The following is a 14,460-nucleotide window of genomic DNA, read 5'->3' as shown; positions in this document are numbered from 1 at the left end:
AGTCCGGGGTATAAAACAATTGGCACTGGCTTTACAAGCACCCTGTTGAGTTCTCAAAGAACAACCACACACCATCGGGAAACCCCACACCGTGGGGCCCCTTCCGGGGCAACCTCTCTAACTTACCGGGTCCGACTTTCGCTGTCAACCTCAGGTTCGAGGTGATCAACTTGGTCAGTCCGATCCACGCTGACGCACGCCATTCGTGGCGGTCGTTTCTGTCGTGGGTTCCGGTGGACCGGCCGATCGCCGCTCTCGCGGCCACCCGCCCGGCTCCCTGCCGGCTTTCGCACTCTACCCGGCCGGCTTCGCGATCGCAACCCGGTCTTGCCGGATTCTGTCGCACCGCCCGGATCCTCAGTCTGGCTCGGCGTCTCCGCCACCAGCCTGGCGCCCGTTCTCGGCCGGTTCGCCCGGCCTCCCGCGTGCAGAGAGAAAGTTACGCGGACGGCCGCGAGAAGGCAAATCAAAGATCGTCATTGACCGGACGGCCGTCCGCCCGGCCCCTCCGGTCGGCGGGAGGGGCGATCGAAGGTCGACGGGACGGGCGATCGAAGGAGGCCGCCGCCGGCCGCGGCGTGCCAGAGTGTTCGGCATGGATGACGTGTCCCGGTCCGCGGTGACGACACTCGCCGAGGAGGCGCTGCTCGGCCTCCTGCTCCCCTTCTGGCAGCTGGTCATCGGCGCCTTCGTGCTCGTCGTCGTCCTGTTGTCCGTCGGCCGCCTGCTCCGCCGCGGCCCTTCTCGGATGACCACGGCGCTGCTCGTCACCGCCGCGGCGATCGCCGGCTTCACGGTGATCGGGGTGCTGCTGGAGAGCTGACCGAGGATCAGAGCCGGCGGTTGGCCAGGCTGGGCAGCTCGGCGCGGATCGTCCGGAGCCGGTCCAGGTCCAGGTCGCTGACGGTGAAGCCCGGGCCGTCCGGCACCTGGCCGAGCACCGTCCCCCACGGATCGACCACCATGCTGCGACCGAAGCAGGTCCGGGACGGCTCGTGATCACCGGTCTGTCCGGCGGCGGCCACATAGCACTGGTTCTCGATCGCGCGGGCCCGCAGCAGGACCTCCCAGTGGTCCCGTCCGGTGTGCATCATGAACGCGGCGGGCACCACCAGCAGCTCGGCGCCGCCGTCGGTGGCGAGCTGCCGGTACAGCTCCGGGAAACGCAGGTCGTAGCAGATCGACAGGCCGACCCGCAGCCCTTCGACGTCGACGACGACCGGCTGGTCCCCGGACGCCACCGTCGCCGACTCCCGGTACGACACCCGGCCGGGGATCTCCACGTCGTACAGGTGGATCTTGCGGTAGCCGGCGGCGAGCGCGCCGCCGCGGTCGAAGACCAGCGAGGTGTTCCAGGTGTGCTCGGGATCCGGGCCGGCCTCGTGGAACGAGCCGGCGATCACCCACATGCCGAGCCGGCGGGCCGCGTCGGCGAAGAACCGGCCGACCACGCCGTCGACCGGTTCGGCCGGCGGCATCCCCTCGGCGCGGCCCAGGTAGTCGACGTACTCCGGCAGGACGGCGAGGTCGGCGCCGGCCGCCGCGGCCCGCTCGAGCAGGGCCCCGGCGGCGGCGAGGTTCGCGGCCCGGTCGTCGCGGGAGTTGAGCTGGCAGACGGCGACACGCATGGAGATCAGCGTACGGGCGGGTGCCGGGTCAGGACAGGCTCAGACGCTCGCCAGCACCAGCGCACCGGCGGCGAAGCCGAGACCGGCCAGCTGAACCGGGCGCAACCGCTCCCGGTCGACGGCGAGCGCCAGCAGCACGGTGCTCGCGGGGTAGAGCGAGGCGACCGCGGCCACGATGCTCAGATGCCCGCGGCTCGCGGCGGCCAGGTAGAACGCGTTCGCCGCCGAGTCCAGCAGGCCGGCCGCGGCCGCCCAGCCGAGCACCCGCCGCTCGACCCGCGGGCGCACCCCGATACGCGCCGCGACCGCGAGCCCGAACGCGATCGAGCTGGCCCGCACCGCGAGCACCGGCCACATGCCGGCGTCCTCGTCGGCCTGGCCGAGCAGGGCGAAGAAGACGCCGAAGAGCAGGCCGGCGCCGAGCGCCATGCCGACCACCCGGCGCGACACCCGGCCGGTGCCGCCGCCCTCGCCGAGACTGACCAGGGCGATGGCGACCACGGCGAGGCCCGCGCCGCCGAGCGCCACGGTGCCCGGGTAGTGCGCGGTGACCAGGCCGGCGAGGATCGGCACGACCGCCGCGGTGATCGCGGTGACCGGGGCGACCACGGCCATCATGCCGGTGGCCAGGGCGCGGTAGAGCAGCATGACGCCGCCCGCGCCGGCCACGCCGGCGAACAGCCCCCAGGCCAGATCGAGCGGGTGGGGCCTGCCGGGCACGAGCAGCACCAGGACGAGCAGCAGGGGGACGCTGAGGAGCTGCGAGACCACGGTCACCGCTACCGGGTTGGCGCGCCGGGACGCCTTGCCACCGGAGAAGTCGGCCGTGCCGAACGCGACCGCGGACACCGCGGCGAGCAGAATGGGGAACATCAGCATGTCGTATCACAATATTAACCGTGAGGGATAGTGTAATGACCGACGCCGGGAGCGGGCGGGTGGGCGCGGTGACCTCCGCGGTCGCCCGCCAGGTGCGCGAGCTGCGGGCCGCCCGCGGCTGGTCGTTCGAGGAACTGGCCGGCCGTTCGGGAGTCAGCAAGGGCATGCTCGTGCAGATCGAGGCCGCCCGGACCAACCCCAGCATCGGTACGCTCTGCCGGGTCGCCGACGCCTTCGGGGTCACCATCGCGCAACTGCTGGAGCCCACCGAACGCAGCAGCGTACGGATCACCGCGACCGTCGACGCGCCGGTGCTCTGGCGCGGGACGCACGGGGGAACCGCCCGGCTGCTCAACGGCCTCGGCGAGCCCGACCTGGTGGAGCTCTGGGAGTGGCGACTGGAGCCCGGCGAGGGACACCACTCCCCCGACCATCCGCGCGGGACCCGGGAGATCCTGCACGTGCTGGCCGGCACGCTCTCCGTCACCGTGGCCGGCGTCGACCACGACGTACCAGCCGGGCACACCATCGAGTTTCCGGCGGACCGGGAGCACGGCTACCGCACGACGGGCGAGGAGCCGGTACGACTGGTGATGGTGGTGGTCACCCCGTCGGGCGAGTGGGATCAGCGGACCCGCTCACGCGAACCGCGCCCGAGCTGACCCGGGCGCGGTCAAGAACGGCACTCAGGCCGACTTCTCCTCGCGGTCCCGACGCCGGCGGCCGCTGAACTCGCGGGGCACGATCGTCGGGTTGACGTTCTCCAGGACCACCTCTCGGGTGATCAGCACCCGGGCGGCATCGGGGTTGCTCGGCACCTCGTACATCACGGAGAGCAGCACCTCCTCCATGATGGCGCGCAGCCCACGGGCTCCCGTGCCGCGGAGCATGGCCTGGTCGGCGATGGCCTCCAGCGCGGGCGGCTCGAACTCCAGCTCGACGCCGTCCAGCTCGAACAGGCGCTGGTACTGCCGGACCAGGGCGTTGCGCGGCTCGGTGAGGATCCGCACCAGGGCGCTGCGGTCCAGGCTGCGCACGTTGGTGATCACCGGCAGCCGGCCGATGAACTCGGGGATCAGCCCGAACTTGAGCATGTCCTCCGGCATGACCTGGCTGAAGATGTCGTCGGTCGAGCGCTCCGAGACCGACCGGAGACGGGCGCCGAAGCCGGTGCCGCCGGAGCCGGTGCGGGCCTCGATGATCTGGTCGAGCCCGGCAAACGCGCCACCGCAGATGAACAGCACGTTGGTGGTGTCGATCTGGATGAACTCCTGGTGCGGGTGCTTGCGCCCGCCCTGCGGCGGCACGTTGGCCACCGTGCCCTCGAGCATCTTCAGCAGCGCCTGCTGCACACCCTCGCCGGAGACGTCCCGGGTGATCGACGGGTTCTCCGACTTGCGGGCGATCTTGTCGACCTCGTCGATGTAGATGATGCCCGTCTCGGCGCGCTTGATGTCGTAGTCGGCGGCCTGGATCAGCTTGAGGAGGATGTTCTCCACGTCCTCGCCGACGTACCCCGCTTCGGTGAGGGCCGTGGCGTCGGCGATCGCGAACGGGACGTTGAGCATCCGGGCGAGGGTCTGCGCCAGGTGGGTCTTGCCGCAGCCGGTCGGGCCGAGCAGCAGGATGTTGGACTTGGCCAGCTCGACGCCGTCACTGCCGGAGCCCGGCGCGCCGGCCGACTCGGCCTGGATCCGCTTGTAGTGGTTGTAGACCGCTACGGCGAGCGCCTTCTTGGCCTGTTCCTGACCGACGACGTAGTTGTCGAGGAACTGGCAGATCTCCATCGGCTTGGGAAGCTCTTCCCACTTCACCTCGCCGGACTCGGCCAACTCCTCTTCGATGATCTCGTTACAGAGATCGATGCACTCGTCGCAGATGTAGACGCCAGGCCCCGCGATGAGCTTCTTGACCTGCTTCTGCGACTTGCCACAGAAGGAGCACTTCAGTAGGTCGCCGCCGTCACCGATCCGTGCCACCTACGTTCTCCCTGCACTCGTCGGCCGGAACGCCGGCCCTGACCTGCGGGCGCCGAGCGCCCGTCCGTCTGTCGTCCCACCCGCCGGTCCGACCCAACGAAGCGGTACAGACCCGACGTTACCCGCTGGCGGGAGTTTCTCCGACCCCCAAAGCGGGTGTGTCAGAGGTCGGCCGGGAACGATACCCCGGCCGACCTCCGACCGCACACAGCTCAGCTCGCGGCGTGCGCCGCCAGCAGACCCTTCTTGCGGCTGGTCAGGACGGTGTCGACCAGCCCGTAGTCCTTGGACTCCTCGGCCGTCATGATCTTGTCACGGTCGATGTCCTTGCGAACCTGCTCGATCGGGCGGTTGCAGTGCCGGGACAACATGTCCTCCAGCTGCGTCCGCATCCGCAGGATCTCCCGGGCCTGGATCTCGATGTCCGACCCCTGGCCGTAGCCGCCCTCGGTGGCCGGCTGGTGGATGATGATCCGGGAGTTGGGCAGCGCCATCCGCTTGCCCGGGGTGCCCGCGGAGAGCAGCACCGCCGCCGCGCTGGCCGCCTGGCCCAGGCAGACGGTCTGGATGTCCGGGCGGACGTACTGCATGGTGTCGTAGATCGCCGTCATCGCGGTGAACGAGCCACCCGGCGAGTTGATGTACATGATGATGTCGCGGTCCGGGTCGGTGCCCTCCAGCGTCAGCAGCTGGGCCATCACGTCGTTGGCCGACGCGTCGTCCACCTGGACGCCGAGGAAGATGATCCGGTCCTCGAAGAGCTTGTTGTACGGGTTGGACTCCTTCATCCCGTACGACGTGCGCTCGACGAACGACGGCAGAACATAGCGGTTGTGCACGGCCGCGAACTGGGGCGGCAGGCTCAGGTCGGTCATCGTCAGCTCCTCGGTCAGCTCAGGGTCCCGGCGCCTTCCGGAACCTGGGCGGCCCCGGTGATCACCTTGTCGATGAAGCCGTAGTCCAGCGCCTCCTGGGCGGTGAACCAACGGTCCCGGTCGGAGTCGGCCTCGATCTCCGCCGCGGACCGGCCGGTGTGGTGCGCGACCCGCTCCTGGAACATCCGCTTCGTGTAGAGCATCTGCTCGGCCTGGATGGCGATGTCGGCGGCCGTGCCGCCCATGCCACCCGACGGCTGGTGCATCATGATCCGCGCGTGCGGCAGCGCGTACCGCTTGCCCTTGGTGCCGGCGCAGAGCAGCAGCTGGCCCATGGAGGCCGCCATGCCCATCGCCACCGTGGACACGTCGTTGTCGATGAACTGCATCGTGTCGTAGATCGCCATGCCGGAGTAGACCGAGCCACCCGGCGAGTTGATCCAGAGGTTGATGTCGCGGTCCGGGTCCTCCGCGGCGAGCAGCAGCAGCTGCGCGCAGATGCGGTTGGCGACCTGGTCGGTCACCTCGCTGCCCAGGAAGATGATCCGTTCCTTGAGCAACCGGTTGTAGACCGAGTCGTCGAGGTTGCCAATGGAGTCGCCACCACGGGCCTCGATCGCCCGGAGCGACTTCTTGGGGATGTGCATGTCGGTCATGGCAGCCCTTCGCTCTCCGTACCGTCGTCACCGACACTAACCGCTCGACCGGGGGGCGTACTCCCGGTCCGGGCACTGTTCGCTCTCAGCGCAGTCACCCTCGGGGCGTACCCCGGAAAGGGTTTCGGCCGCCCTCCGCGCGCAGGCGCGGGAGGGCGGCCGATCCCGGACGATCAGTGCTCGTGGTTGTGCTCGGCCTCGTTCTGGGCGCGCAGCGCGTCGAGGGTGACCTCGTTGCCCGCCGCGTCCTTGATCTTGATCTTCTCCATCACCGCGGCGAGCGCCTTGCCCCGGCGGACGTCGCCGAAGATGGCCGCGGCGGCGCCGGAGCGGACCAGCTGGTCGTAGTACTGCTGCGGGGCCATGCCGGCGCGCTGCGCCCGGTGCACGATCTCGTGGCCGAACTCGTCGTCGGAGACCTGCACGTCGTCGGCGTCCGCGAGGGTGTCGAGCAGGAGCTGGATCTTGACGCCCTCGGTGGCCGCCTCGGTCAGCTCGGTGTCGATCTGCTCCTCGGTCTTCTCCTCGGCGGCCAGGTACTCCTCCATCGAGGCGCCGATCCGCTCGAGCTGGTCGACCATCGCGGCCTTGCGGCTCTCGACCTCCTCCTTGACGACGCCCTCCGGCGCGGGCACCTCGGCGGTAGCCACCATCTGCTCGAGGGCCTTGTCCCGGGCGGCGTAGATCTGCTCGACCTGCTTGCCCCGGGTGATCCGCTCCCGCACGTCGTTGCGGAGCTCCTCGATGGTGTCGAACTCGCTCGCCAGCTGGGCGAAGTCGTCGTTGAGCTCCGGCAGCTCCTTCTCCTTGACCGTCCGCACGGTCACCGCCACCTCGGCGTCGCGGCCGGCGTAGTCGCCGCCCACCAGCTGGGTGGTGAAGGTGGTGGTGTCGCCGGCGGCCAGGCCCACCAGGGCCTCGTCCAGACCCGGCAGGAGCTGCTTGCTACCGACCTCGTGCGAGATGTTGCTCGCCGAACCGCCCGGCACGTCCTCGCCGTCGACCGTGGCGTTCAGGTCGATCTGCACGTAGTCGCCCTCCTGGGCGGCCCGCTCGACGGTCTTCAGGGTGGCGAACCGCTCCCGCAGGCTGCTCACCTGCTCGTCGATCTCGCTGTCGGCGATCTGGATCTCGTCGACGGTCACCTCGATGGTGGCCGGGTCCGGCAGGGTGATCTCCGGGCGGACGTCGACCTCGGCGGTGAAGTTGAGCGAGTCACCGTCGTTGAACTCGGTGATGTCGACCTCGGGACGGCCGAGCGTCTTCAGGTCGTGCTCGCGGACCGCGGCGAGGATGTTCTGCGGGATGGCCTCCTGGATCGCCTCGTTGAGGACGGTCCCCCGGCCCACCCGCTGGTCGATCACCGCGCTGGGAACCTTGCCCCGGCGGAAGCCGGGAACCTGGACCTGCTGGCCGATTTCCCGGTACGCCTTCCTGAGGCTCGGCTCGAGCTCGACGAACGGCACCTCGATGGCGAGCCGCACGCGCGTCGGGCTCAGAGTCTCGACGGTGCTCTTCACAGGCGTACTCCTTGACGGATCTCAGTTGAGTCTGGGCGTGATTGCGCGCATCGAGTGTAGGCGAGCCGGCCTGCTGCGTCGGCAGGGCCCGGGTACCGCGCGCAAATTCGGCGGTGCCCGGGACGAGCCGGCCGCGAACGACAGTCGGGGTGGCGGGATTTGAACCCACGGCCCCTCGCTCCCAAAGCGAGTGCGCTACCAAGCTGCGCCACACCCCGTGGCGACGAGAAGTGTATGCCGTCCGCGCCCCCCGACCCCCCACCGGCCCACCCCGACCCCCACGCGCTCCGCAGCGCGGACGGCGCTTTGCGGCAAAGCGTGCCTTCCGGCCATCGGGAAGGGCCACTTCTCCGCAAACGGTCCGGCGCGGCACGGGGTACGGGGCCGCGCGACCGGTACGGGGATTCGGTAGGCTGTCTCGCGCGCCCCGCACCAGCGGGGTGAGCGCGGGCGTAGCTCAATGGCAGAGCTTCAGTCTTCCAAACTGACGGTGCGGGTTCGATTCCCGTCGCCCGCTCCACCGCGCTGCGGCCCAGGCCAGAGGGGCATTCCCCGATCCTGGGCCGGCCGGGGCGACGACCCGGACCCCGGCCGTTGACGTGGGCGGCCCGAATCGCCGGTGTCGCTCAGCGACCGAGAAACCGCACGATGGCGTCGCGAAGACGCCGGTCCGGGTCGCGGGGCTTCAGGTCGAGGTCGGTGAACGGGGGACCGGCGACGAACTCCGCCAGAACAGACTCCAGCCGCTTCCGTTCCGATCGAAGACTCGACCACGCCGAGTCAGGCAACCGCAGCACGTTGGCGAGCAGGTCACCCGGGTAGCAGGCGCCCTCGGCCAACGGATCGCGGACCAGGACCTGTACCGCGAGAGGCAGCAGCGCAGGCACACCGATCTCCTGCCCGAGCATGATGCGCAGGTCTTCGACGGTGAACTCAACCAACGGCTTGCGGCGCAGCTCCGTGCAACGCCTCACGAGAGACGTGACCTCCGGGCCGGGGTCCGGCCAAACGTCCCGTTCAAGCTGCTCGATCGTCGTCACGGCGGTGAGGGTAGTCAGCACCGGCGACGCTGGCCCGCTGCCGCAAGTCTGGCGGGTCGCCCACGAGCCGGTAGCCACCCGGCCCAACGGTCACGAGCGGGCAGGAGACGTCGTCGGGTCGGCCGTTCGCAGCAGGCGCCTGCGCATCACACCGGTTCAGCCCGCGGGTGTCCATCGGGGCGGGCAGGCGTACATCGACCGGCGGGCGAGGCGTACGGCGGCGACTGCGTACGATGCGGGGCCGGACATCCCCTCGTCGGGTGGAGGTAGCGACGGATGTCAGGCCAGCGGGACGGTTTCGCCCTCGGCGTGGACCTCGGCACCTCGAACACGGTGGCCGTGCTGCGCTGGCCGGACGGGCGTACCCGCCCGCTGCTCGTGGACGGGCAGCCGATCCTCCCGTCCGGGGTGTACGCCGACACCGACGGACGCCTGCACGTCGGGCGGGACGCGCTGCGGCTGGCCCACGCCGACCCGGACCGGTACGAGCCGAACCCGAAGCGCCGCGTCGACGAGCCTGAGGTGACCCTCGGCGACCGCCGGTACACCCCGGCCCAGCTGCTCGGCGCGGTGCTGCGCGCGGTGGGCGAGGCCGCCGTCGGTGCGCTCGGATTCCTGCCGCCCGCCGTGGTGACCTGCCCGGCCACCTGGGACGCCGGTCGGCGGCAGGTGCTCGCCGAGGCGCTCGCCCTGGCCGGCTGGCCGTCGGCGGCCGAGCACACCCTCTCCGGTCCCATCCCGCCCGGCACCCGGCTGCTGCGCGAGCCGGTCGCGGCGGCCCGCTACTACACCGAGGTGCTGCGACGGCCGGTGCCGGTGGGCGAGTCGGTGGCGGTCTTCGACTTCGGTGGCGGGACCCTGGACGTCGCGGTGGTCCGCAACGAGGGCGCGGACCCGTGGGGGGACTCCGGCTTCACGGTGATCTCCTGCGGTGGCCTCGACGACCTGGGCGGGCTGGACCTGGACGCCGCCCTGCTGGCGCTGGTCGGCGCGCGGGTCGCCGCCACCCACCCCGCGCAGTGGGCGCGGCTGAGCGAACCGGCCGACACCACGCAGTGGCGGGAGCGGCTGCACGTCGTCGAGCAGGTGCGGGGCGCGAAGGAGATGTTGTCGCGCGCGCTGGCCGCACCGGTCGCGGTGCCGGGCGTCCCGGCCGCCGTGTCGCTGACCCGGGCCGAGCTGGAGGGCGTGGCCGCCCCGCTGCTGCGGCGGGCGGTCGCCGAGACCCGGCGGGTGGTCGCCGCGGCCGGGCTGACCCCGGAGCTGCTCGCCGGGCTGTTCCTGGTGGGCGGCTCGTCCCGGATCCCGCTGGTGGCCCGGCTGCTCCACGCCGAGCTGGGGATCGCGCCGACCGTGCTGGAGCAGCCCGAGCTGCCGGTCGCCGAGGGCGCGCTGACCGACCTGCCGCTGCCGCGGACCCGGTCGGCCGCCCCGCTGCTGCCGCTGGCCCCGGTCGGCGCGGCCCCCGCCGGACCACCGGCCGGGGCGACGCCGGGCGTCGGCCCGGGCGGCACTCTGGTCGACGCCGGTACGCCACCGCAGCCCGGCACGGATCGGCCGGATCCGAACGCCGGCGCACCGGCCCTGCCGGCCACCGGCCAACCCGACCCCGACGCCGGCGCACCAACCCTGCCCGCCAGCGACCAGTCCGACCCCGCCGCCGGCGCACCGACCGTGCCCGCCACCCACCAACCCGACCTCGACGCCGGCGCACCAACCGTGCCCGGCAGCGACCGGCCGGACGCGGCCGAGGTTCCGCCCGACGCAGCGGACCAGCCGGTCGGGTCCGGGCGGCCGGGCCCCACCACGCCACCGCCGGTGGGACCGGACCTGCCGCGGGGACCGGGCGGCACGCTGCCCGGTCTCGGCCCCGAGGGCACGCTGCCCGCCGCGGTGTCGCCCGCCGGCCCCGACACACCAGTCCTCCCGGCCGGCCGCACCGCCTCCGGCGACGGCACGACCGTCGCCGCCGGACCGCCGCGCCCGGCCGCCACCTGGGACGCACCCGGCCCGGCGTTCGCCGCCGGACCGAACGGCACCCGGCTCGCCACACCGCACGGCCCGCCGCCCGCCGCCGCACCGGCGGCCAGCGCCGCGGCCGCACACTCCCCCGCCCCGAACACGCCGACACCCACCCGACCGCAGCACGGCCCCGCCGCCGCACCGGCAGGCACCGCCGTGGCCCCACACTCCCCCGCCCCGGGTACGCCGACACCCACCCGACCTCAGCACGGCCCGCCGCCCACCGGCGTACCCCCGCTGGCCCCCGGGATCCCGCAGCAGCCGGGCGGATGGCCGGGCTGGCCCGGCGTACCCGGGAACGGGACGCCCGGGTCGCCGGCCGCGGCGGCCGTCGGCGGCCGGCGGCGGCGCGCGCTGTGGGTCTCGCTCGGCGCGGTGGCCGCGCTGGCCGGGGTGGCCACCGCGGCCCTGCTCTACCTGACCCGGGACCGCCACCCCGAGCTGGACTTCCAGGGGTTCGGCAAGGGCACCCGGTTCGCGGGCGCCACCGAGCGGCCGGCGGAGATGTTCACGGCCCTGGCCGGCGGCCGGGCCTACCTGGCCTATCCGCGCGAGGACAAGCGGCTGGCGGTGGTGGCCGTCGACGTGGGCACGGGCAAGGAGCTGTGGCGCCGGGAGAGCGCCACCACGACCGACCGGTGGGCCGGCCTGGTCGCGCTGCCCGGCGCGGTGGCGGTGGTCGCCGACAGCGCGGGCGGCAGCGACAGCCGCCAGCTCGAGGTGCTCGACGGCGGCAGCCAACCACGGTGGCGGCACACCATGGACCGCGACGACGAGATGTTCGTTGGCGAGGAGGTGGTGGCGTTCACCGACCACGAGCGGAAACGGCTCGTCGGGCGGAAGCTGAGCAACGGCGACGAGAAGTGGACGCTGCCCGACCTGACCGACGAGTACGGCAACACGCGCGACAGCGTGCACCCGGTGACCACCGCCGAGACGGTGTCCGGCCCCGGGTACGGAGACGGCTCGCCGCGCGACCCCGAGCAGGGCCCGGTCGGGCAGCTCGTGCAGATCAGCGCGGACAAGTCGGTCCGGCTGATCGACCTCGACTCCGGCAAGGAGATCCGCCGCTGGAAGGCGGTGGCCGAGCCGGACGACCTGGTCATCGCCCACGAGGACCGGCTCTACGTGGCCGGTGACGACGGGCGGCTGCTCGCGTACGACCTGGGGAAGCAGGCACAGCCGAGCGTCCTGTACCGCGCGGAGGACGACAACCGGCGGGCCAAGGCGCTGGCGCCCTGCGGGAAGCACCGCGCCTGCCTGCTGGAGGTGACCGGCTCCGACGACAAGACCGCGCAGGTGGTGGCCGCCGGGGAGGGCCAGGGCGCCAAGCTGTGGGCGGCGCCCGGGATGACCCAGCTGGTGCCGGTCGGCGAGCGGGTGCTGGCCCGACGGAGCTACCCGGAACCGGCCGCGACGCTCTTCGCCGCCGACGGCACGCGAATCCTCGACGACGAGGAGGGCGTGGCCGTCCGGGTCGACGCCGGTAACCTGCTGCTCTTCGCCGACGCGCTGGGCAGCGGGGTGGACGACCGCAGCGTGGCCGGGGTGGGCGCCGGGTCGGGAAAACTGGTGCCGCTCGGCGAGCTGCGGGACGTACGGGGCGACTCCTGCTCGTGGAACACCGAGATGATCGCCTGCGGTTCCGAGCAGGACTTCGTGCTCCACCGCTTCGTCAAGGAGTAGCTCCCGAACGTCAAGGAGTAGCTTCCGAACGTCAAGGTGTAGCTCCCGAGCCGAGGTCGCGGAAGACGGTCAGCGCCGCCGGGTCGTCGATGGTCGGCGGCACCGGCTCGTCCCGCCCCTCGACCAGCCCGCGCATGGTCCGGCGGAGGATCTTGCCGGAGCGGGTCTTCGGCAGCGCCGGCACCACGGTGACCCGGCGGAACGCCGCCACCGGCCCGATCCGCTGCCGCACCAGGGCGACCAGCTCACCGGCGAGCGCGTCCCGGTCCACCTCGGCGCCGGCCTTGAGCACCACGTACCCGCTGGGCACCTGGCCCTTGAGCGGGTCCGCGACCCCGATCACCGCGCACTCGGCCACCGCGGGGTGGGCGGCCAGCACCTCCTCCATGGCGCCGGTGGAGAGCCGGTGCCCGGCCACGTTGATCACGTCGTCGGTGCGGCCCATCACGTAGAGGTAGCCGTCCTCGTCGAACCGGCCGCCGTCGCCGGTCAGGTAGTGGCCCGGGAAGGTGGCCAGGTAGGAGCGGAGGAAGCGCTCGTCGTCGCCCCAGAGGGTGGGCAGGCAGCCGGGCGGCAGCGGCAACCGGATGACGATCGAGCCGTCGGTGCCCGGCGGCACCTCCCGGCCGCCGCCGTCGACCACCCGGATGTCGTAGCCGGGGACGGGCACCGACGGGGAGCCGGGCTTGATCGGCAGCGGTTCCAGGCGGCGGAGGTTGGCCGCCACCGGCCAGCCGGTCTCGGTCTGCCACCAGTTGTCCACCACCGGTACGCCGAGCCGCTGCCCCGCCCACTCCCAGGTGTCCGGGTCGAGCCGCTCGCCGGCCAGGAAGAGGGTGCGCAGGCTGCTCAGGTCGTGCCCGGCCGGCAGCGCACCGGCCGGGTCCTGCCGACGGATGGCCCGGATCGCGGTGGGCGCGGTGAACAGGGCGGCCACCCGGTGCTGGGCGACGACCCGCCAGAACGCGCCAGCGTCCGGGGTGCCCACCGGCTTGCCCTCGTAGAGCACCGTCGTCGCCCCGGTGAGCAGCGGCGCGTAGACGATGTAGGAGTGGCCGACCACCCAGCCCACGTCGGAGGCGGCCCAGAAGACCTCCCCGGGCGAGATGTCGAAGACGTTGCGCATGGACCAGCGCAGCGCCACGGCGTGCCCGCCGTTGTCCCGCACCACGCCCTTCGGCCGGCCGGTGGTGCCGGAGGTGTAGAGGACGTAGAGCGGGTCGGTGGCGGCCACCGGCACGCACTCCACCGGCTCGGCGTCCGCCATCGCCTCGTCCCAGGTGAGGTCGCGGCCGGCGACGAGCGGGGCGCGCTCCTGGGGGCGCTGCACGATCACGCAGTGCCGGGGGGCGTGGGTGGCCTCGTCGAGCGCCGCCGCGAGGATCGGATGGTAGGGCACCACCCGGTCGACCTCGATGCCGCAGGAGGTGGCCACCACCACCGTCGGCTGCGCGTCGTCGATCCGGACGGCGAGTTCGTGGGCCGCGAAGCCGCCGAAGACCACCGAGTGGATCGCGCCGATCCGGGCACAGGCCAGCATCGCGATCACCGCCTCCGGCACCATGGCCAGGTAGAGCAGCACCCGGTCGCCCCGGCCGACGCCGAGCCGGCGCAGCGCCCCGGCGAACCGGGCCGTCTCGGCCAGCAGCTCGGCGTAACTGAGGGTGCGCACGGTCCCGGTGATCGGGCTGTCGTGGATCAGCGCCGGCTGGTCGCCCCGGCCGGCCGCCACGTGCCGGTCCAGCGCGTTGTGGCAGGTGTTCAGCTCACCGTCGGGGAACCACCGGTACCACGGGGCGGCGCTCGCGTCGAGGATCCGCTCGGGTGCCCGGTGCCAGTCGAGGTCCGCCGCCGCGTCCCGCCAGAAGCCCTCCGGGTCGGCGAGGCTCCGCTCGTACGCCGATCGATATGCGCCCATGCCGCCATGCTGGTCGGGCGGGCGCGCCGGCACGACGGCCGGCCCGGGTCGGTGCGCCGGAAGCACGCCCCGGCTCGGTGAGCGGCCCGCCCCGGCCGGTGGGCGGTCCCCGTTTCGCCCTGGCGGCCGGGGGTACGGCTGGCCCATGGAGACGAACACGAAGGCGTACCCGACCGGCGGTCCCCGGGACGGCAGCAGTCAGGACGCGGGCGACCAGGCCCTGTTGGAGATCGAGATCGACGGCATGATCCACCGCT

General features: G+C 72.5%; 11 protein-coding genes and 2 tRNA genes. 4 read left to right on the top strand and 9 right to left on the bottom strand.

Features of this window, described 5'->3' with window-relative positions:
* Positions 1-595: 595 nt before the first annotated feature.
* Complete coding sequence (locus AB0I11_RS13890; RefSeq protein WP_357318719.1) at positions 596-823, top strand: hypothetical protein; 228 nt, start codon at positions 596-598, stop codon at positions 821-823.
* Between the two features lie 7 nt (positions 824-830).
* Here AB0I11_RS13890 and AB0I11_RS13885 read toward each other — a convergent pair whose 3' ends face one another.
* On the bottom strand, positions 831-1,628 hold the full coding sequence (locus AB0I11_RS13885) for a carbon-nitrogen hydrolase family protein (protein WP_357318716.1): 798 nt from the start codon (positions 1,626-1,628) through the stop codon (positions 831-833).
* A 39-nt stretch (positions 1,629-1,667) separates the two neighbouring features.
* The gene (locus AB0I11_RS13880; RefSeq protein ID WP_357318713.1) at positions 1,668-2,507 is read right to left on the bottom strand and encodes a DMT family transporter; all 840 of its coding nucleotides are present in this window, start codon (positions 2,505-2,507) and stop codon (positions 1,668-1,670) included.
* 35 nt (positions 2,508-2,542) lie between these two features.
* On the opposite strand from AB0I11_RS13880, the gene AB0I11_RS13875 reads away from it, so the two are divergent.
* Positions 2,543-3,169, top strand: a complete 627-nt coding sequence (locus AB0I11_RS13875; RefSeq protein ID WP_357318710.1) for an XRE family transcriptional regulator — start codon at positions 2,543-2,545, stop codon at positions 3,167-3,169.
* A 24-nt stretch (positions 3,170-3,193) separates the two neighbouring features.
* Here AB0I11_RS13875 and clpX read toward each other — a convergent pair whose 3' ends face one another.
* The 5 genes from clpX to AB0I11_RS13850 all read right to left on the bottom strand — a co-directional run bounded on the left by clpX (position 3,194) and on the right by AB0I11_RS13850 (position 7,755).
* Complete coding sequence (clpX, locus tag AB0I11_RS13870) at positions 3,194-4,486, bottom strand: ATP-dependent Clp protease ATP-binding subunit ClpX (protein WP_357318707.1); 1,293 nt, start codon at positions 4,484-4,486, stop codon at positions 3,194-3,196.
* Positions 4,487-4,698: 212 nt separating this feature from the next.
* Positions 4,699-5,361, bottom strand: a complete 663-nt coding sequence (locus AB0I11_RS13865) for an ATP-dependent Clp protease proteolytic subunit (protein WP_357318703.1) — start codon at positions 5,359-5,361, stop codon at positions 4,699-4,701.
* Positions 5,362-5,375: 14 nt separating this feature from the next.
* Positions 5,376-6,017, bottom strand: coding sequence for an ATP-dependent Clp protease proteolytic subunit (locus AB0I11_RS13860; RefSeq protein WP_357318700.1), 642 nt, complete (start codon positions 6,015-6,017; stop codon positions 5,376-5,378).
* A gap of 173 nt (positions 6,018-6,190) precedes the next feature.
* Entirely contained in the window at positions 6,191-7,537 is a 1,347-nt protein-coding gene (gene tig, locus AB0I11_RS13855) for a trigger factor (protein WP_357318696.1), read from the bottom strand.
* Between the two features lie 144 nt (positions 7,538-7,681).
* A tRNA-Pro gene (locus AB0I11_RS13850) sits at positions 7,682-7,755 on the bottom strand.
* Between the two features lie 228 nt (positions 7,756-7,983).
* Between AB0I11_RS13850 and AB0I11_RS13845 the strand changes: the two genes are divergently transcribed.
* Positions 7,984-8,057, top strand: a tRNA-Gly gene (locus tag AB0I11_RS13845).
* A gap of 106 nt (positions 8,058-8,163) precedes the next feature.
* Here the strand turns inward: AB0I11_RS13845 and AB0I11_RS13840 are convergent.
* Positions 8,164-8,577, bottom strand: coding sequence for a contact-dependent growth inhibition system immunity protein (locus AB0I11_RS13840; protein ID WP_357318693.1), 414 nt, complete (start codon positions 8,575-8,577; stop codon positions 8,164-8,166).
* A gap of 276 nt (positions 8,578-8,853) precedes the next feature.
* Between AB0I11_RS13840 and AB0I11_RS13835 the strand changes: the two genes are divergently transcribed.
* Complete coding sequence (locus AB0I11_RS13835; RefSeq protein ID WP_357318690.1) at positions 8,854-12,285, top strand: Hsp70 family protein; 3,432 nt, start codon at positions 8,854-8,856, stop codon at positions 12,283-12,285.
* 31 nt (positions 12,286-12,316) lie between these two features.
* Here the strand turns inward: AB0I11_RS13835 and AB0I11_RS13830 are convergent, their stop codons facing one another.
* Complete coding sequence (locus tag AB0I11_RS13830; RefSeq protein ID WP_357318687.1) at positions 12,317-14,203, bottom strand: propionyl-CoA synthetase; 1,887 nt, start codon at positions 14,201-14,203, stop codon at positions 12,317-12,319.
* Between the last annotated feature and the right edge of the window lie 257 nt (positions 14,204-14,460).

The sequence above is a fragment of the Micromonospora sp. NPDC050495 genome (genome assembly GCF_040655175.1).
GTDB lineage: Bacteria > Actinomycetota > Actinomycetes > Mycobacteriales > Micromonosporaceae > Micromonospora.
Note: the sequence above shows the minus strand (reverse complement) of the source record. Positions and strands in the feature narration are given on the sequence as shown.